The 15,505-nt window shown below is 38.0% G+C and carries 16 protein-coding genes; 9 read left to right on the top strand and 7 right to left on the bottom strand.

Going from position 1 to position 15,505, the window contains the following annotated elements; translation table 11 throughout:
* Positions 1–11: 11 nt before the first annotated feature.
* Positions 12–1,004 (bottom strand): VOC family protein, encoded by a 993-nt coding sequence (locus ACFSQJ_RS01690; protein ID WP_377765041.1) that lies wholly within the window; start codon positions 1,002–1,004, stop codon positions 12–14.
* 69 nt (positions 1,005–1,073) lie between these two features.
* The gene (locus ACFSQJ_RS01685) at positions 1,074–2,168 is read right to left on the bottom strand and encodes a pyridoxal phosphate-dependent aminotransferase (RefSeq protein WP_377765040.1); all 1,095 of its coding nucleotides are present in this window, start codon (positions 2,166–2,168) and stop codon (positions 1,074–1,076) included.
* A gap of 153 nt (positions 2,169–2,321) precedes the next feature.
* Here ACFSQJ_RS01685 and ACFSQJ_RS01680 point away from each other — a divergent pair, with 153 nt between their 5' ends.
* Entirely contained in the window at positions 2,322–3,164 is an 843-nt protein-coding gene (locus ACFSQJ_RS01680; RefSeq protein ID WP_377765038.1) for a 1,4-dihydroxy-2-naphthoyl-CoA synthase, read from the top strand.
* A 7-nt stretch (positions 3,165–3,171) separates the two neighbouring features.
* Here ACFSQJ_RS01680 and ACFSQJ_RS01675 read toward each other — a convergent pair whose 3' ends face one another.
* Positions 3,172–3,561: a hypothetical protein gene (locus ACFSQJ_RS01675; protein WP_377765037.1), complete on the bottom strand. Its 390-nt coding sequence runs from the start codon at positions 3,559–3,561 to the stop codon at positions 3,172–3,174.
* Between the two features lie 519 nt (positions 3,562–4,080).
* Positions 4,081–5,415: a serine hydrolase domain-containing protein gene (locus ACFSQJ_RS01670; RefSeq protein WP_377765036.1), complete on the bottom strand. Its 1,335-nt coding sequence runs from the start codon at positions 5,413–5,415 to the stop codon at positions 4,081–4,083.
* A gap of 55 nt (positions 5,416–5,470) precedes the next feature.
* Between ACFSQJ_RS01670 and ACFSQJ_RS01665 the strand changes: the two genes are divergently transcribed.
* Positions 5,471–6,346 carry a pirin family protein gene (locus ACFSQJ_RS01665; protein ID WP_377765034.1) on the top strand — a complete coding sequence of 292 codons (876 nt, stop codon included), beginning with the start codon at positions 5,471–5,473 and terminating at the stop codon, positions 6,344–6,346.
* On the opposite strand, the gene ACFSQJ_RS01660 is transcribed toward ACFSQJ_RS01665, so the two are convergent.
* Positions 6,341–6,742, bottom strand: a complete 402-nt coding sequence (locus tag ACFSQJ_RS01660; protein WP_377765033.1) for a DUF2452 domain-containing protein — start codon at positions 6,740–6,742, stop codon at positions 6,341–6,343. The two genes, ACFSQJ_RS01665 and ACFSQJ_RS01660, sit on opposite strands and share 6 nt — an antisense overlap.
* A 99-nt stretch (positions 6,743–6,841) precedes the next feature.
* Here ACFSQJ_RS01660 and ACFSQJ_RS01655 point away from each other — a divergent pair, with 99 nt between their 5' ends.
* From ACFSQJ_RS01655 to ACFSQJ_RS01640, 4 genes are all read left to right on the top strand, one after another.
* Positions 6,842–7,273: a 3D domain-containing protein gene (locus tag ACFSQJ_RS01655; RefSeq protein WP_377765031.1), complete on the top strand. Its 432-nt coding sequence runs from the start codon at positions 6,842–6,844 to the stop codon at positions 7,271–7,273.
* On the top strand, positions 7,270–7,929 hold the full coding sequence (locus tag ACFSQJ_RS01650; protein WP_377765029.1) for a peptidoglycan recognition protein family protein: 660 nt from the start codon (positions 7,270–7,272) through the stop codon (positions 7,927–7,929). Before ACFSQJ_RS01655 ends, ACFSQJ_RS01650 begins: the two co-directional genes overlap by 4 nt.
* A gap of 1 nt (position 7,930) precedes the next feature.
* On the top strand, positions 7,931–9,385 hold the full coding sequence (locus tag ACFSQJ_RS01645) for a M14 family zinc carboxypeptidase (protein ID WP_377765028.1): 1,455 nt from the start codon (positions 7,931–7,933) through the stop codon (positions 9,383–9,385).
* Positions 9,386–9,636: 251 nt separating this feature from the next.
* Positions 9,637–10,236, top strand: a complete 600-nt coding sequence (locus ACFSQJ_RS01640) for a 3-keto-disaccharide hydrolase (RefSeq protein WP_377765026.1) — start codon at positions 9,637–9,639, stop codon at positions 10,234–10,236.
* A gap of 1 nt (position 10,237) precedes the next feature.
* On the opposite strand, the gene ACFSQJ_RS01635 is transcribed toward ACFSQJ_RS01640, so the two are convergent.
* Positions 10,238–11,200, bottom strand: coding sequence for a 3-keto-disaccharide hydrolase (locus tag ACFSQJ_RS01635; protein WP_377765025.1), 963 nt, complete (start codon positions 11,198–11,200; stop codon positions 10,238–10,240).
* Between the two features lie 54 nt (positions 11,201–11,254).
* On the bottom strand, positions 11,255–12,343 hold the full coding sequence (locus ACFSQJ_RS01630; protein WP_377765024.1) for a vWA domain-containing protein: 1,089 nt from the start codon (positions 12,341–12,343) through the stop codon (positions 11,255–11,257).
* 180 nt (positions 12,344–12,523) lie between these two features.
* Between ACFSQJ_RS01630 and ACFSQJ_RS01625 the strand changes: the two genes are divergently transcribed.
* Genes ACFSQJ_RS01625 through ACFSQJ_RS01615 form a run of 3 tightly spaced genes read left to right on the top strand, consistent with a single transcriptional unit; the run spans position 12,524 to position 15,496 of the window.
* Complete coding sequence (locus ACFSQJ_RS01625; RefSeq protein ID WP_377765023.1) at positions 12,524–12,985, top strand: (2Fe-2S)-binding protein; 462 nt, start codon at positions 12,524–12,526, stop codon at positions 12,983–12,985.
* Positions 12,986–13,007: 22 nt separating this feature from the next.
* Positions 13,008–15,236, top strand: coding sequence for a xanthine dehydrogenase family protein molybdopterin-binding subunit (locus ACFSQJ_RS01620; RefSeq protein WP_377765022.1), 2,229 nt, complete (start codon positions 13,008–13,010; stop codon positions 15,234–15,236).
* A 5-nt stretch (positions 15,237–15,241) separates the two neighbouring features.
* Positions 15,242–15,496, top strand: coding sequence for a MoaD/ThiS family protein (locus ACFSQJ_RS01615; protein WP_377765021.1), 255 nt, complete (start codon positions 15,242–15,244; stop codon positions 15,494–15,496).
* Positions 15,497–15,505 lie beyond the last annotated feature (9 nt).

Raw genomic sequence — 15,505 nt, 5'->3', positions numbered from 1 at the left:
CTCACCTTGACTTAATCCATATAATAGGAATGTGGTCCAACACGACCATCAACCTGAACCATTTCTATGTTTATATTATTTGGAGCTGAAAATGCCGTGAAGGTGTAGACTGTTGGTTTATTCTTGTAGATATAGCGTTGTGGCGAAAAAATCGGTGAATATCCTTGTAAAGCTGCCTGATCAACAGCCTTATTAACATCACCGTAAAGAAAACCAAGGTGATCTAGGCCAATCCGAATGGTCCCTTCCTTTTTTCTGAAAGAAACATCTTTTGGATTGATATCAAATACTTTAGGTGCCGATAGTATAAGATTTGCATCGGCAACTTTTAAACTGATTGTGCCGTTTTCTTGTATTGCAGATTGTGCACTATATATTTTTTCAAAGAAAGTTTTCGTCTCTTCAACGTCTTCCACAAGAAATTGAATATGATCAATACTATATTTTGCAGCTCCAAACTCTTTCTCTGTACGCTCTACTATAACAATTTCAAAGCCATCGGGGCCATAAATACTGAAAGCTGGGGTATCAGGTTCCAAGGGCAATGATAGTTTATACTCTGAAATTACAGCTCCTTCTTCTTGAAGTTCTTTAAGCGCAGCTTTTATCGATGGTACTGCTAGTGCCAACCATTTTGCACCATAAACAGGTTTTGATTTTTCTGCTTTTGGTGAAATGACCTCTGCGTTAAGCCAACGTTGATTGCGTTCAACTGGCAAGTCTTTATAAGGGCCGATAGAAGTTATGGTGATTGTGGGGTCTTGCCATTTTAGGGATAGAAAACGTGCCAAATCAAACCTTTCGCCAGGATGAGCCATCTCTCTAGCACCAAAATGTTTTTGGAAGAACGTAACCGCCGCTTCCTCATCGGTGACAATAAAATGGATATCATCTAAATGAATTGGTTTTACTTCATCTAAAGATTTAGTAGTACACGAAAAATTTGTAGCTATTAGACAAAAGGTAAAAAGCACGAACCCTATTTTATTGAATGATAGTTGCATAAACCTATATTCCGCTGAGTTATAAAAATTTCATTAGAATTGAGATGATAGTCCAGATAGTAATAGTCCTTAACTTAAAGCTCTTACCAAAGTTTTCATATCCTCAAGTCTTCCTACAGTGATTCTAGACCATTTCCCTTCTTTTTCATAAATTCGAGTACCTACAATGTTATTTGCCTTAAGCCTTTCAAAGAATTGCCCCTTATAATTTTCTAAAGAAAAATAGATAAAATTGGTATGTGAGGGGATGCATTTAATGTTCAATTTTTCGAACTGTGCTATAGAATAGGATCGTGCGCTAGCATTCAATTCAAAAGTATCTTTGATAAAATTAACGTCTTCTAAAGCTGCCAAAGCCCCCGCAGTAGACACCACACTTACATCACCATTGCTCCAAGACTGCAGTCCGCTTAACTTCTTAATAGTTTTTGGATGTGCTACCGCATAACCGATTCGTGCTCCGGCCAATCCAAAAAGTTTAGAAAAGGTTTTTGCTATAATAAGGTTTTCGTTCTCACTGGCCAAGGTGCTTAAAGATTTCTGATCGGTAAGGTCTATGTAGGCTTCGTCCAATAATACAAGTCTATTTTTTGATACCTCTCGTACAAAATTCAGCAACTCATTACTGTCGGTTATTGTACCAGTTGGGTTATTAGGGTTACATACATAAACTAATCGAGTTTCTGACGTGACCGCTTTTTTTAATGCACCTAAATCATTCTTTTTATCGGCAGTAAGTGGAACGCTGATTTTTTCCAATCCCAGATTCTTTGCAGGAGACATCCAAAAATTAAAGGTATTATCCGCTGTAACAATATTCCCTTTTTGTTGTGCAGCATAATGAAGCACTAAGTTTAATATCTCGGTAGAGCCAGATCCTAGTATAATAGTTTCTTTAGCCACCTTATTGTATGCTGCAATAGCTTCGATAAGCTTTGGTTTTTGTGACCAACCGTAACGGTTACTGTTTGAAATACTTTCCATCATAGCCTTTTTAGACAATGGTGACGGACCATATGGATTTTCATTGGCATTTAAATATATCTTATCGGTGTCTAACCTTATGTCTATTATTCTTTCATTTTCAGAAGCATATATTGGGGGCAGATTTAATGCCAACGCCCCAAGTCCAATTTTCTTTAAGTAGTCTCTTCTGCTCTCCATATGTTTTGTTCTTTGAAAAATGATTAACCTAGTTAACTACTAATTTCGTGAATTAAATCGTAAAACTCCGATATCTTAATGTTATTCTTAGCTTGCTGCCAACTTTGAGAAGGATTTTCCGTTATTTTGTAATCCACAAAAAATAAGTGCCTAATGAAAACTGCCAACTGGAAAACTGCTATCGAGTTTGACGATATCACCTATAAAAAAAGTAATGGTGTGGCTCGTATCGCTTTTAACCGCCCTGATGTTCGAAATGCTTTTAGACCCAATACCACTAGTGAACTAATAAAAGCCTTTTATGATGCCCAAGAAGATACTTCTATCGGAGTAGTACTACTTTCTGGTGAAGGGCCATCTACTAAGGATGGAATTTGGTCTTTTTGTAGTGGTGGTGACCAAAAGGCTAGGGGACACCAAGGTTATGTAGGGCAAGATGGGCAGCATCGTTTGAATATTTTAGAAGTACAGCGTATGATCCGTTTTATGCCAAAAGTAGTTATTGCTGTTGTTCCCGGTTGGGCCGTAGGTGGCGGGCATAGTTTACATGTAGTTTGTGATATGACCCTTGCAAGTAAAGAACATGCTATTTTTAAGCAGACCGATGCCGATGTTACTAGTTTTGATGGAGGATATGGTTCAGCATATCTCGCTAAAATGGTTGGGCAAAAGAAAGCTCGGGAGATTTTCTTTCTAGGGCGCAATTACTCGGCCCAAGAGGCTTTTGAAATGGGCATGGTCAATGCCGTTATACCGCATGCCGAATTAGAGGCTACTGCCTATGAATGGGCGCAAGAAGTTTTGGCAAAATCACCCACATCAATAAAAATGCTAAAATTCGCAATGAATTTAACCGATGATGGAATGGTAGGGCAGCAGGTTTTTGCTGGTGAGGCAACTCGACTAGCATATATGACCGATGAAGCTAAAGAGGGCCGTAATGCCTTTTTAGAAAAGCGTAAGCCAAATTTTGGGGAAGATAAATGGATCCCATAGATTAATGTTAAAGCTTCTTTTTCAGCTTTAAGAGCTTAGCTTCAAGTTTTTCCAGTTGTTCCTTTGTTTTGGCAATTTTTAGTTCTGTTTTTTCTTTTTCAACAAGAGTCATTTGAGTATTTCTTTTCTCCAATCTAGCATTTAGTTTATCAAGCTTTGAAGTTTCCGATTTAATCCGACTTTCCGTTTTATTGATGTCTTTTCTTAAGGCTTCCCGTTTTTTAAATTCCTTTTCCGCTTTTTTAGCGACTTTCTCTTCTTTCTGAGCCTCTTTTATTGCGCGTGCAATTTTTTTCATTTGGGCCTTGTCGTCAGCAGATGTGTCCGTAGAATCTTGGGCGTTTAGGATGCCCAACCCAAAAAATAATAGAAAACCTAAATAGACCAGTTTTTTCATTTCATCTACAGTATTTTAAGTTTAGAAACGAGATTAGATCTAAAGTCACATCATTATAAAAGAAAGGGATATCCTTTTAAATCGAAGGTATACCTAAATTAAAAAGAGCCTTTATCTTATCGACAAAGGCTCTTTTACGAGAACACTATATGAAAATGAAAAAATTATTTACTTGATTATTACGGTGTAAATGTAGCCAAGGCGTGTGTTTGTGCGAAATTATTGTTGTGAAGTGGTTACCTTTTGTGGTCTATGTTCTTTTTTAACTTTTTGAACTAAAAAGACGGTTGGGATGTATACGATTTAAAGTATGCTAGCCAAATGGTCTGAAATTAAAAAGAGCCCCGTCTATTCGACAAAGGCCCTTTTACGAGAACACTATATGAAAATGAAAAAATTATTTACTCGATTATTACGGTGTAAATGTAGCTAAGGTCTGTGTTTGTGTGAAATTATTGTTGTGAAGTAGCTACCTTTTGTGGTATGCTAAGTTAAATCCGCTATTTAATAGATAAACAACTACGGAGTTGCTTTTAAAAGCGCTGATAAAAAGCGATTTACGTCGAAAATCGGATTCTCTGCCAAACCGGTACGTACAACAACAAGGTCTTTTGAAGGAATAATAAAGACATACTGCCCTTGAAAACCATTCATCGAATAGAGTGTTTTGGGTAAATCAGGATAGATACCGCCGCTATTGAGCCAAAAATGGGCGCCGTATCTTCCTTCAGAAAATTGTGTAGGGGTAGTAATGTAATTTACCCAGTCATCATTGAAAAGTTCTTCTCCGTTCCAGCGTCCTTTATTCAAATATAGCTGTCCTACTTTGGCCCAGTCCCTTGTGCTGGCCCATCCATAGGAAGAACCTACATAGTTGCCTCCCAAATCGGCTTCCAATAGCATTGTGTACGCTCCAATTTTATCAATAAAAGCTTCATACGGAAAATCTAGATATTCTGATTGGGTTCTAAACTGTTGCCTTAAAATTCCAGATAAGAGATTCGTCGTGCCCGAAGAGTAATTCCAAACTTCAGTAGGTTTGGCAATAGCATTTTTATTTCGCTGGCTTTTCGTCATATCAGACTCTAAAAAAAGCATGCTTGTGGCATCTGAAATAGTAGTGTAATCTTCATTCCATTCTAATCCACTTTGCATGCGCAATAGATGGTTTAAAGTAATCTTTTTTCGTTCATCATTCTTCCACTCCGGAATTGGAGCTGGCCAATTCATTTCCAATTTTCCTTGTTTTTCAAGAATACCAAAACATGTTGCCAATATACTCTTGGTCATTGACCAACCGAGTACTGGCGTATCTTTTGTAAAACCATCTACATACTTTTCTGTAAGCAAATGGCCTTTGTATAACACCAAAAGTGTGCGTGTCTTTTGCACTTCATTGTCATCAAATGCTAAGGCCACCGCTTTTTGCAGTTGTTCATAATCAACCTCGGAAAAAACAGTGTCTTTAGGTTTTAGATGCCCATAAGGGTATGGTTTTGTGATGAATGTAGTATCACGCTGTGGTTGTATATATATTTCGCCTTCTGGATAATGACGATTTACCAAAACGGTTCCTAAACCTTGCCTATCGATAGCTTTTCTTCCCATTAATCCATAGACACTGGCCGATGCAGAAGCTTCCTCAATGTTATATGCTGTAGTGGCCAATCTTACCAGCGGCATATCTAAATCGTTTGCAACGACGGACTCAGGTTCACGATTACCAACCAAAACACTTGAGGCCAAGTATTTGGCGGCATAGCCCGAAATCATATTCAGTTTTGGATAGTTGATATAAAAAACAATACCGACAACGAGAATTAGTAGCAGTAAAACCCTCTTGAATATTTTCATAACATCAAAATAGAAAATTGTAACTTCCTATCACGAAAATAAGAAATCATATTGCATGTCAAATATTGGGCTAATAATAGCAGAAAGAAGTAGGGATATCGGTGATTTTCTTGTCGGTAGATTAATTCCTTTCCGCAAGAAAAGAATGATTGGTCCTTTTATTTTTATAGACCATATGGGCCCGACAAAACTTGGCCCTGATCAATATATGGATGTAGATCAACATCCACATATTGGCTTATCTACCCTAACATTTATGCTCGAAGGGGAGTTAATGCATGAAGATAGTTTAGGAACAAAACAACTTATAAAACCAGGATCTGTTAATTGGATGACAGCTGGCAGTGGGGTTTCCCACACCGAACGGACCCCACAAGAATTAAGAAATGGGAAGGAGTTTACCGCTCATGGATATCAGATTTGGGTGGCCATGCCTAAATCACAAGAAGAGATTGCCCCAAGCTTTCACCATATTCCCAATAAGGATCTGCCCCAATGGGAAGAAGCCGGTACTTCTTTCACCCTTGTTGCTGGCGAAGGTTACGGCAGAAAATCTCCCGTACCGGTCTTTTCCCCATTATTTATGGTAGAAATAAAGAATAGAGGTTTTTATGCTTTAGATATAGCTGGCCAGTTAAAAGGTGAAATCGGCATATGTATTGTTGAAGGAAGAATCAAAGCCTGCGATGAACTAGTTACAAAAGGCAATATTTTGGTGAGCAAAGTAGAAGATGTGTGCAAAATAGAACTTCAACCCAATTCACATATACTATTATTTGGTGGCGAACCCTTTGAGGAAGAGCGCCATATTTACTGGAATTTTGTTTCTTCATCAAAAGAAAGGATAGAAAATGCAAAAAAAGAATGGCAGAACAAAACCTTTCCGATGATGAAAACCGATTCTAGCTACGTGCCCTTGCCTGGCCTATAATTTCTCCCAAGTTTTATCAGGTCCCAACTTAAAGGTTCCTAAATGTTCAAAATTACATTCATTGGGCAAAATAAGGGATAAAAAAGTGCTTTCGTCTCTAGACCGATACAGATGATATATCTTACCAACAATAGGCTCAAAATTAAATTTGGCATTGTAGACGAGGGCATTATACTCAAATTCTTGCATCATACGCTCATACTCGTCCTGAATGGCCTCGTATTTAGCTTTAAACTGATTATTTGCACTTACGATGTTCGTGTTTTTCCAAGAAGTTACGTCTGGCGGTGTAATTTTTGGAGCAGCAAGGTTACTTGAATAGGGTAGTAGCTTGCTATTATATGATTGCGTTTCTTCGTCAAATACAACGTAATCGGGCTTTTTTTCTTTCTTCATAGCTTTACAAAATTACAGAAGTAGACCAGAGTTTACAACTTACTTCAGCGCTCTTAAAGATTTTATGTAGCCTAGAGTACTTTTCATAAAAGAAATGAATTGACAAAAAATACTATTTATATCGGATTATGCTGTTGCTTGCTCTCTTGTGGGGCCAAAGAAGAAATCAAACAAGAAAAATTCGATTGGTACGGCAAAGAAGTTACTGTTTCAGCTTATAATTCGGTTTCTTGGCAAACACAAGGAGACCCCAATATTGCGGCATGGGGAGATACGCTAAAACCAGGAATGAAAGTGGTAGCGGTTTCTCGAGATTTACTAGCTTTGGGTATAAAGCATAACTCGATGATGATTATTGAATCACTACCGGATACTTTTTATGTAAAGGATAAAATGAACCGTAGATGGCGTAATAGGATCGATATTTATATGGGAAAAGATGTTAAAAAGGCCCGTGAATGGGGAAGGCAAAAACGCTTTATTTGTTATGCGCTTCCAAAAGATTCACTAGTTCAAATCAACAAGCAATGAGAAAAGTAGCTCTTTTGGGTATCATCCTAATCCTTTACAGTTGCGGAGTCAATCATAAAATTATTGATAAACCTATTCAATTTGATGCGGAACGAATAGCCCTGACAAAAGACTATTTAAAGAACCGGTACGGTCTAGAAAGAAATACAATTGAAATAAACCCAAGTATGATTGTATTGCACTGGACTGCTATACCCACTTTTGAAGGCTCTTACGATGCATTTTATGAAAGCACCTTACCCAATTGGCGACAAGATATTGAAAATGTGAGCGGACTAAATGTTTCAACCCACTTTTTGGTCGATAAAGATGGTAGTATTTATAGAATGATGCCCGAAACTTATATGGGTAGGCATGTAATTGGCCTAAACCATTGCTCAATAGGTATAGAGAATGTAGGTGGCACCGAAGATTCACCCTTAACGGAAGAGCAACTAAAAGCCAACATTAAATTGGTTAGGTACTTGGCAAAAAAATATGATATCGAATTTCTAATTGGCCATTATGAGTATACAAATTTTGAAGGGCATCCTCTTTGGTTAGAATCAGATGAGGGCTATCGAACGAAGAAAACTGATCCTGGAAAAGATTTTATGTATAAAGTACGACAAGCAACTAAAAATTTTAATTTCACTCCGATTCCAATAAAAAACTGAAATGAACAAAAACCTTCTTCTTTTAAGTGCTATAATTTTAAGCATTTCGACACTAACGGGGCAGAATATTACTGAAGCTGTTTACGAATCCTATGATAACTATAAGGAAACAAGCTTAAATGATCGAAGAATCAAGCACGCCGAATTACAACCCCTAATCGATAAATTTAGAACGAACTCTAAGTTCAAGATTCAAAAGGTAGGTGAATCAATAGAAGGGCGTGATTTAAATCTAATATCGCTAGGCTCAGGCGCGACTAATATTTTTCTTTGGTCTCAAATGCATGGTAATGAACCTACAGCAACCCAAGCAATTTTTGATCTTTTGAATTTTTTCAAAAGTGGGGATTTGAAAAAGGAGAAGAGGGAAATTCTCAACAATCTTACCCTGCATTTTCTGCCTATGTTGAATCCTGATGGGGCTGAAGTATTTCAAAGACGAAACGCTTTGGGAGTAGATATTAATAGAGATGCCTTACGTTTGCAATCACCAGAGAGCAGAGCATTGAAAAGAGTTCGTGATAGTTTAGATGCTGCATTTGGCTTCAATTTACACGATCAAAGTACCTATTACAATGCTGAGCGTACCGAAAAGCCGGCATCCATATCCTATTTGGCTACCGCTTACAATTATGAAAAAGATATAAATGATGTACGGGCCAACGCCATGAAAGTTATCGTTTTCATGAATGAGATTATTCAAAATTATGCACCGGGTCAGGTGGGGCGTTATAATGATGATTTTGAGCCCAGGGCTTTTGGTGACAATATTGCTAAATGGGGTACAAGCTTAATTCTTATAGAATCTGGCGGATATACAAATGATATTGAAAAGCAAGAAATACGAAAATTAAATTACGTATCGATTCTGTCGGCACTGTACACGATAGCCAAAGGAAGTTATGTAGATATTCCAATTGAGGATTATGAAAAAATACCAAAGAATGACAGAAAGCTATTTGATTTGAAAATTGAAAATGTAACATATAAGATTTCAGGCAAACCATACATTCTCGATTTAGGTATTAACAGGCAAGAAATAGATTTTGCAGACCACAATACTTTTTATTACAAAAGCACAATTGTAGACCAAGGTGATCTATCAACCTATTATGGTTATGAAACTTTCGATGCTACCGGCTATACCATTGTAGCTCCAAAAGTCACAGATGATAAAAATGGAACGGAACTAGACACAAAAAATCTTCATAAATCAGGGGTAGCATTCGTAAAGACGCATTTACCCAAAAACGGTTTCGCAGTAAAAAAGCCAGTTCATTTGGTTGGGGAGAATTTTAAATTACCTGATTTTAACCTTTCTCCGGGAAAAGAGCCAACATTCTTTTTAGAGAAAGACAGTAAAATAAAGTATGCTATAATCAATGGTTTTCTTTTGGATTTAAGTATTGCCAGTGACAAACAGAAGTTTGGAAACGCCTTGATTTATAGAAATTAAAATTTATTAGGTAAAAGCAATGCTAAAAAAGCTAGTATTAGGCCCAATGCCATAAAAATAATAGATAACACAAACCATCTATCTATGTTTTACTTACGTTTTTTAGGGCCAACTTGCAAAAAAGAATTTGTAGTAATTTCAGGCATAGGCTTAAGTTTATAACCCTAAGATACTAAATATGTAAGAAAAAGATTACTATTAAAAAATTATTTTAAGCAATTTTTAGAAAAAATTCACTATCAACTATTTACATGAAAAATCTGTTATTTATCAGCATAATTTTTATATCTAATTTTTCACTTGGGCAAGAAAAAACGCTTTCGCTATTCAATGGAGAAAACTTGGATGGTTGGATTGTACATGGTACCGAAAAATGGTATGTCTCCGACGGTCATCTTATATGCGAAAGCGGACCTGACCAAGCTTATGGCTATCTATCAACAAAGGAAACATATGATGATTTTGAATTGACCCTAGATTTCAAACAAGAAGCTGATGGCAATAGCGGTGTCTTTATAAGGTCTACTTTTGAAGGTACCAAAGTTACAGGTTGGCAAGCTGAGGTAGCACCTCAAGGAAAGCATACTGGTGGAATTTATGAATCATACGGGCGAGGTTGGCTCATAAAACCTAAAGCCGAAAAAGAAGCATTTTTAAAAATGAACGAGTGGAACACTATGCGCATCGTTGCCAAAGGCTCTACAATTATCACCTATTTAAACGGAGTAGAAATGGTAAATCTGGTGGATGAAAAGATAGGTAATGGAAAAGGTGCTATTGCCCTACAAATTCACGATGGTGGCGGAATTAAAGTGCGCTGGGAAAATATTAAATTAAAGAAATTGAATTAGTTTAGTTTTCAGACGATGAACCTGATATGGAGCTGATAGTAATTTGTTTGAACTCCACAGGGCCATGGTCACCTTGAAGCATAACCGGCCCTGATTCACCTTCTTTGCTATCCAATGCGCCACCTGTAATACCAGGAATATTTTGATCATTGATGATTGTTTTTCCATTGGCCATAATAGTTACTCTTCTACCAATAAGCGTAATTTCATATTTCTGCCACTCTCCAGCTGGTTTTGCAGCATTTTCATTTGGCTCTAAAAAACCATAGACCCCACCAAAGTAAATATCTGAGACCGGTAGACCATAATTATCGGCTATCTGAACTTCATAGCGACCTCTTAAAAAAATTCCACTATTACTTCCTTCGGGAATTCGAAATTCTACAACTAATTTGAAGTCCTTAAACTTTTTATCACTTATAAGGTTTGCTCCAGACATAGGGCTTCTCAAAATACCATCTTCGACCAACCACTGGTTGGTATATCTATCTACATGCCATCCGTTCAAATTATTTTTATTAAAGAGCTGATAAGGCGTTGTTTCGATAGGGTTTACTAAATGACTAAGTTCTGGAGCTCTTGTTCCGGTCCATTTCACGGTAGAACCATCGGTGTAAATCATTGTTCCTTGTAATACATCGTTTTCTATTGTCCCCTTAAACTTCATATCTTCTCCTTTGGGTTCCCACTGTCTAGGTATTGAAAAGCTGAAGTTATTGTCTTCTATCATGACCTCAGATATAGGTCTTGCGCTACCAAAAGCAAATACAAACTGACCTACATAGGTCGCATGGCCTGAATGACGTACTTCTAACCATGAAGGTTGGGTTTTACCTTCGAACTCCACTTCCAAATCCCACCTTCCTTCAAGTGCATGATGCTCTTGGGCCGTGATATAAAATGTTGGCAGTAAACAAGCAATAAAAAAATGATAACGCTGATAGTACCTTTGCGAGCCATTCAATTGTGATTTTAATGAGCCTGCAAGATACTAAAACTGGTTTGTCTCAACTAGACTTTATTCACATCCACCGGTAAACCCATTTGCATTGAACTTGGTCTGTACCGCCCCTTGCAAAGAGCCATTGGTAAGTTGAATAACCAAGTTGTTTTCACCACTACCATCTCGTTTTGGGGTACAATATTCAAACAGGTAAAAACTATTGGCCTGTTCAGAAACCCTGGCAGATATTTGGTTGAAGGTTGTTTCTAGTTCTGCCGCGTTACTTGCGACTACACTAGCTGTCTTTCCAATGGCATCAAGGACTTCCGAATCAATTTCCGCACCTAATCCGATTGTAAAAAATGATATATTTCTATTGGCGTTATCAACTGCATTCAAAGCGCTCTGCTCCGTGAAACGTGATGCTTGATCCGTACCGTCGGTAAAAAGAACTACCGAGGCCGCACCGATAGAAGAATTTTGGGTACTGTTCTGCAAAAGTTCCTCCGCTATAGCTGTAGATTTAATTACAGCACCATATAAATCTGTAGACGGGTCATTGCTGATATTTTCATCAATGCCCGCAATGGCATCTGTTAACTCTGTTGTAGACGATGTCAATTCATTTAATAGGTGCAATTCATCTTCACCATCAAACCAATAAATAGCCATTTTAAAGGAACTGGATTCTGGGGATGGCATTACATTGTTCACAAAACTTGTAGATGCTGTCTTCAATTCTTCTAAACTACTCTGCAATACTGAATTACTTAAATCTAGAACAAGTAAGGTGTTGTTGTTGAAGACTTGCGAGTTTGGTGATATGCGGGCAAAAGATTCAGAAGAAGAAATGGTATTGAAACAGTCATCATTTCTGCCTTGCTCATAAATAGTGAATTGATTTGCGGTTAAACCAGAAACCGGATTGCCCAAATTATCGCTTACCTTAAATAAAATAGAAACCTTTCCTGGCAGAGTGGTAAATTGATCTTGAATAGAAAGCAGCAACTCATTCTCCCCAAAATTAAGACAATCATCAGGTTCTTTGCCTTCTCCGAGTTCGCCCTGATTTAAGTCAAAATTGACGTCGTCATCGGCGTTTCCACATGAAATAAATAATAAGAGGCTAAAAACAAGAATAGCGTAACTGAAATAACTTTTCATTTTCAAAATTTTAAGGTTCCTTTCTGCTTAACGAACATTTGCAGTTTAAATTATTTGAAAATTGCATATTAGTTTTAATGAAAAGTTAAATCAAAAGCTGATTTGTTAAAAAACTTAACTTACCTATAAAATTTGGTAACTTGAACATCATACCAATAATCACTTAATACAACAATACCTATGCCAACGTATCAACTCAAAGTTAACGGTGAATCAAAAACGGTAGATGTGGCTTCTGACACCCCCGTTTTATGGGTCTTAAGAGACCATCTTAATCTTGTAGGTACCAAATATGGCTGTGGAATAGGCCAGTGTGGCGCTTGTACCATTCATGTTGATGGTAATCCGCTACGTAGCTGCTCTACCAAGCTAGAACAGGTAGAAGGAAAAGCTATTACCACTATAGAAGGTTTATCAAAAGATGGTGGCCATCCCGTGCAGGAAGCTTGGAAAGAAGTTGATGTTCCGCAGTGTGGATATTGTCAAGCTGGTCAGATTATGACCGCTTCTGCATTTTTAGAAAACAACAGTAATCCTACTGAAGAGGAAATCAAGAATGCTATGCATGGCAACATTTGCAGATGTGCATCATATACGAGAATACGAAAAGCGGTTGCGATCGCCGCTGAAAAAATGTCCTAACTAACCTTTTCAAAAAAACATCATGTCAAAAACTTCAAAAACAACTTTTAGCAGAAGGGCATTTATGCGAACTTCGACCCTCGCAGGTGGGGGAATGCTAATCGGGTTTAATTTGTTTCAATCCTGTAAACCAAAAGTAGCCCCACCAATAGATTTATCTCAGTTAAACTACAATGATTTTAACGCTTTTATCAAGATTGCTTCAAATGGAGCGGTAACTATATTTTCACCTAACCCTGAAATTGGGCAAGGCGTAAAAACTTCCATGCCCATGATTATTGCCGAGGAGCTTGATGTCGCTTGGAAAAATGTGCATGTAGCCCAGGGTGTACTTGATACCAAAAATTATGTCAGACAGGTTGCCGGTGGTAGCCAGTCCATCCGTTTTGGCTGGGACGCCCTACGGCAAACCGGAGCAACTGCAAAACAGATGTTGATTAACGCCGCTGCTACTCGTTGGGGTGTTGATGCATCTGAATGCACTGCAAGTGAAGGCGTTATTAGCAATGCGGCAGGAGAAACTTTAGGCTACGGTGATGTTGTGAATGAAGCGGCTACCCTAGAGGTTCCAGAAAATGTAAAACTTAAAGAACCTAAAGATTACAAAATTATAGGTAAGGATGCAGGCAATGTGGATATTACTAAAATAGCAACAGGCAAGCCTTTATTTGGATTGGACTACAAAGCCGAGGGCATGGTTTATGCCTGTGTGGCAAGACCACCGGCTTTTGGTCAAAAGTTGGTTTCCTATGATGATACAGAGACTAAGAATATGCCTGGCGTAATCGATATTATAACCATTGGCGAAAAAGCCCGGGTTCATTTAAATGGTGACAACCAAAACTGGTCCGTTAGACTGTCGGACAGTGATAAAGTAGTTGTTATAGCAGAGACCACATGGCAAGCGATGCAGGCCAAAAAAGCTTTAAAAGTAGTTTGGGAAGATAATAACCCAGAAAGCACAGCACAGCACGACCAAGAGCTCATGAGTATTTTAGATGGAAACAACTTTAATACCCTACGTTCAGATGGCAATGTTAAAAAGGCTTTTGCAGAAGCCGATACTGTTTTGGAGCGCACTTATGAATCGCCATTTCTACCTCATAACTGTCTAGAACCAATGAATTTCTTTGCAGATGTAACCGATGACAAGATTAATCTGGTCGGTCCGGTGCAAACTCCTGCAGCAGCTGCAGAAACCGTTGCCGATATGCTCGGAAGAAATGTAGAGGATATTCATTTAGAAATGACACGGATGGGGGGTGGATTTGGCAGAAGACTTTATGGTGATTTTGTTTATGAAGCAGCTGAAATTTCAAATGCCATCAGAAAACCGGTAAAGATGGTTTCTTCACGCGAAGATGACATGAATACTGGTGTATATAGGCCTGCCATAAAATACAGAATCAAAGCTGCGATTAAAGATGGTGAGCTCACAGGGTATCATCTTAAAGAGGCTGCCATTAATGATAATATGTACGGGTTAATCCCTAATTTCTTCCCGGCCGGGGCCATAGAAAATTATCAAGTTGATGTGGCTAGTTATGACAGTAATATAACCACTGGGGCATGGCGAGCACCATATACCAATTTTCTTGCATACGCCGAGCAAAGCTTTTTTGACGAGTTAGCCGAATTGATGGAGGTAGACAAAATACAACTTCGTATGGACCTTCTTGAAAAAGTTAAAGGAACCGATGATGAACGTATTCAATACGACCCTGAGCGAATGCAAAACTGTATTAAAATGGCAGTTAAAAAATCAGGATGGGGCAAAAAGCTAGAAGGTGTATATCAAGGTTTTGTAAACTATTATTGTCATAATACCCATGTTGCTCAAGTTGCCGATGTAGAAATTGAAAATGGAAATGCTGTTGTCAAAAAAATAACCTGTGTGGTAGATTGTGGAATAGTTGTAAATCCTTTGGGGGCAATTAATCAGATTGAAGGAGGTATTTTAGACGGAATAGGGCATTCTATGTACGGTGATTTTATATTTGAAAATGGTGTGCCCGTGGCAAATAATTTTGACAGATACCGTCTAATACGAATGAGAGAAGCGCCCGAAATAGAAACCCATCTAATTCAAAATGAGCTATCACCTACGGGGTTAGGAGAACCGACGCTACCGCCGATAGGCGGGGCAATAGCCAATGCATTTAAAGCTGCGACCGGCAATAGATTATATCAGCAACCATTTAGTAAGACACCCGAACTTTTAAAAGTTCCTGAAAAAGAAATCTTAGGATAACAATAATGACAATTTTATTATTCGGGGTTACCAAAGATATCGTTGGTAGCCCTTCACTTTCTATACCTACTGCAAGCGTAACTGGCAGAAGCATACCAAAAACGGTAAGGGAATTACGCAGTTTTTTAAATAAATCGTATCCAGAATTAGGTAAGCTATCTTCTTTAGCCATAGCGGTGAATAACTCCTATGCCCAAGATGATGAACAAATCAATTCTTATGACGAAATTGCATTGATTCCACCGGTGAGTGGCGGCTAAAATTTAGAC

Source organism: Croceitalea marina (genome assembly GCF_042684265.1).
Lineage (GTDB): Bacteria > Bacteroidota > Bacteroidia > Flavobacteriales > Flavobacteriaceae > Croceitalea > Croceitalea marina.
The sequence above is the reverse complement of the archived record's forward strand: the minus strand, read 5'-3'. Positions and strand labels throughout refer to the sequence as shown.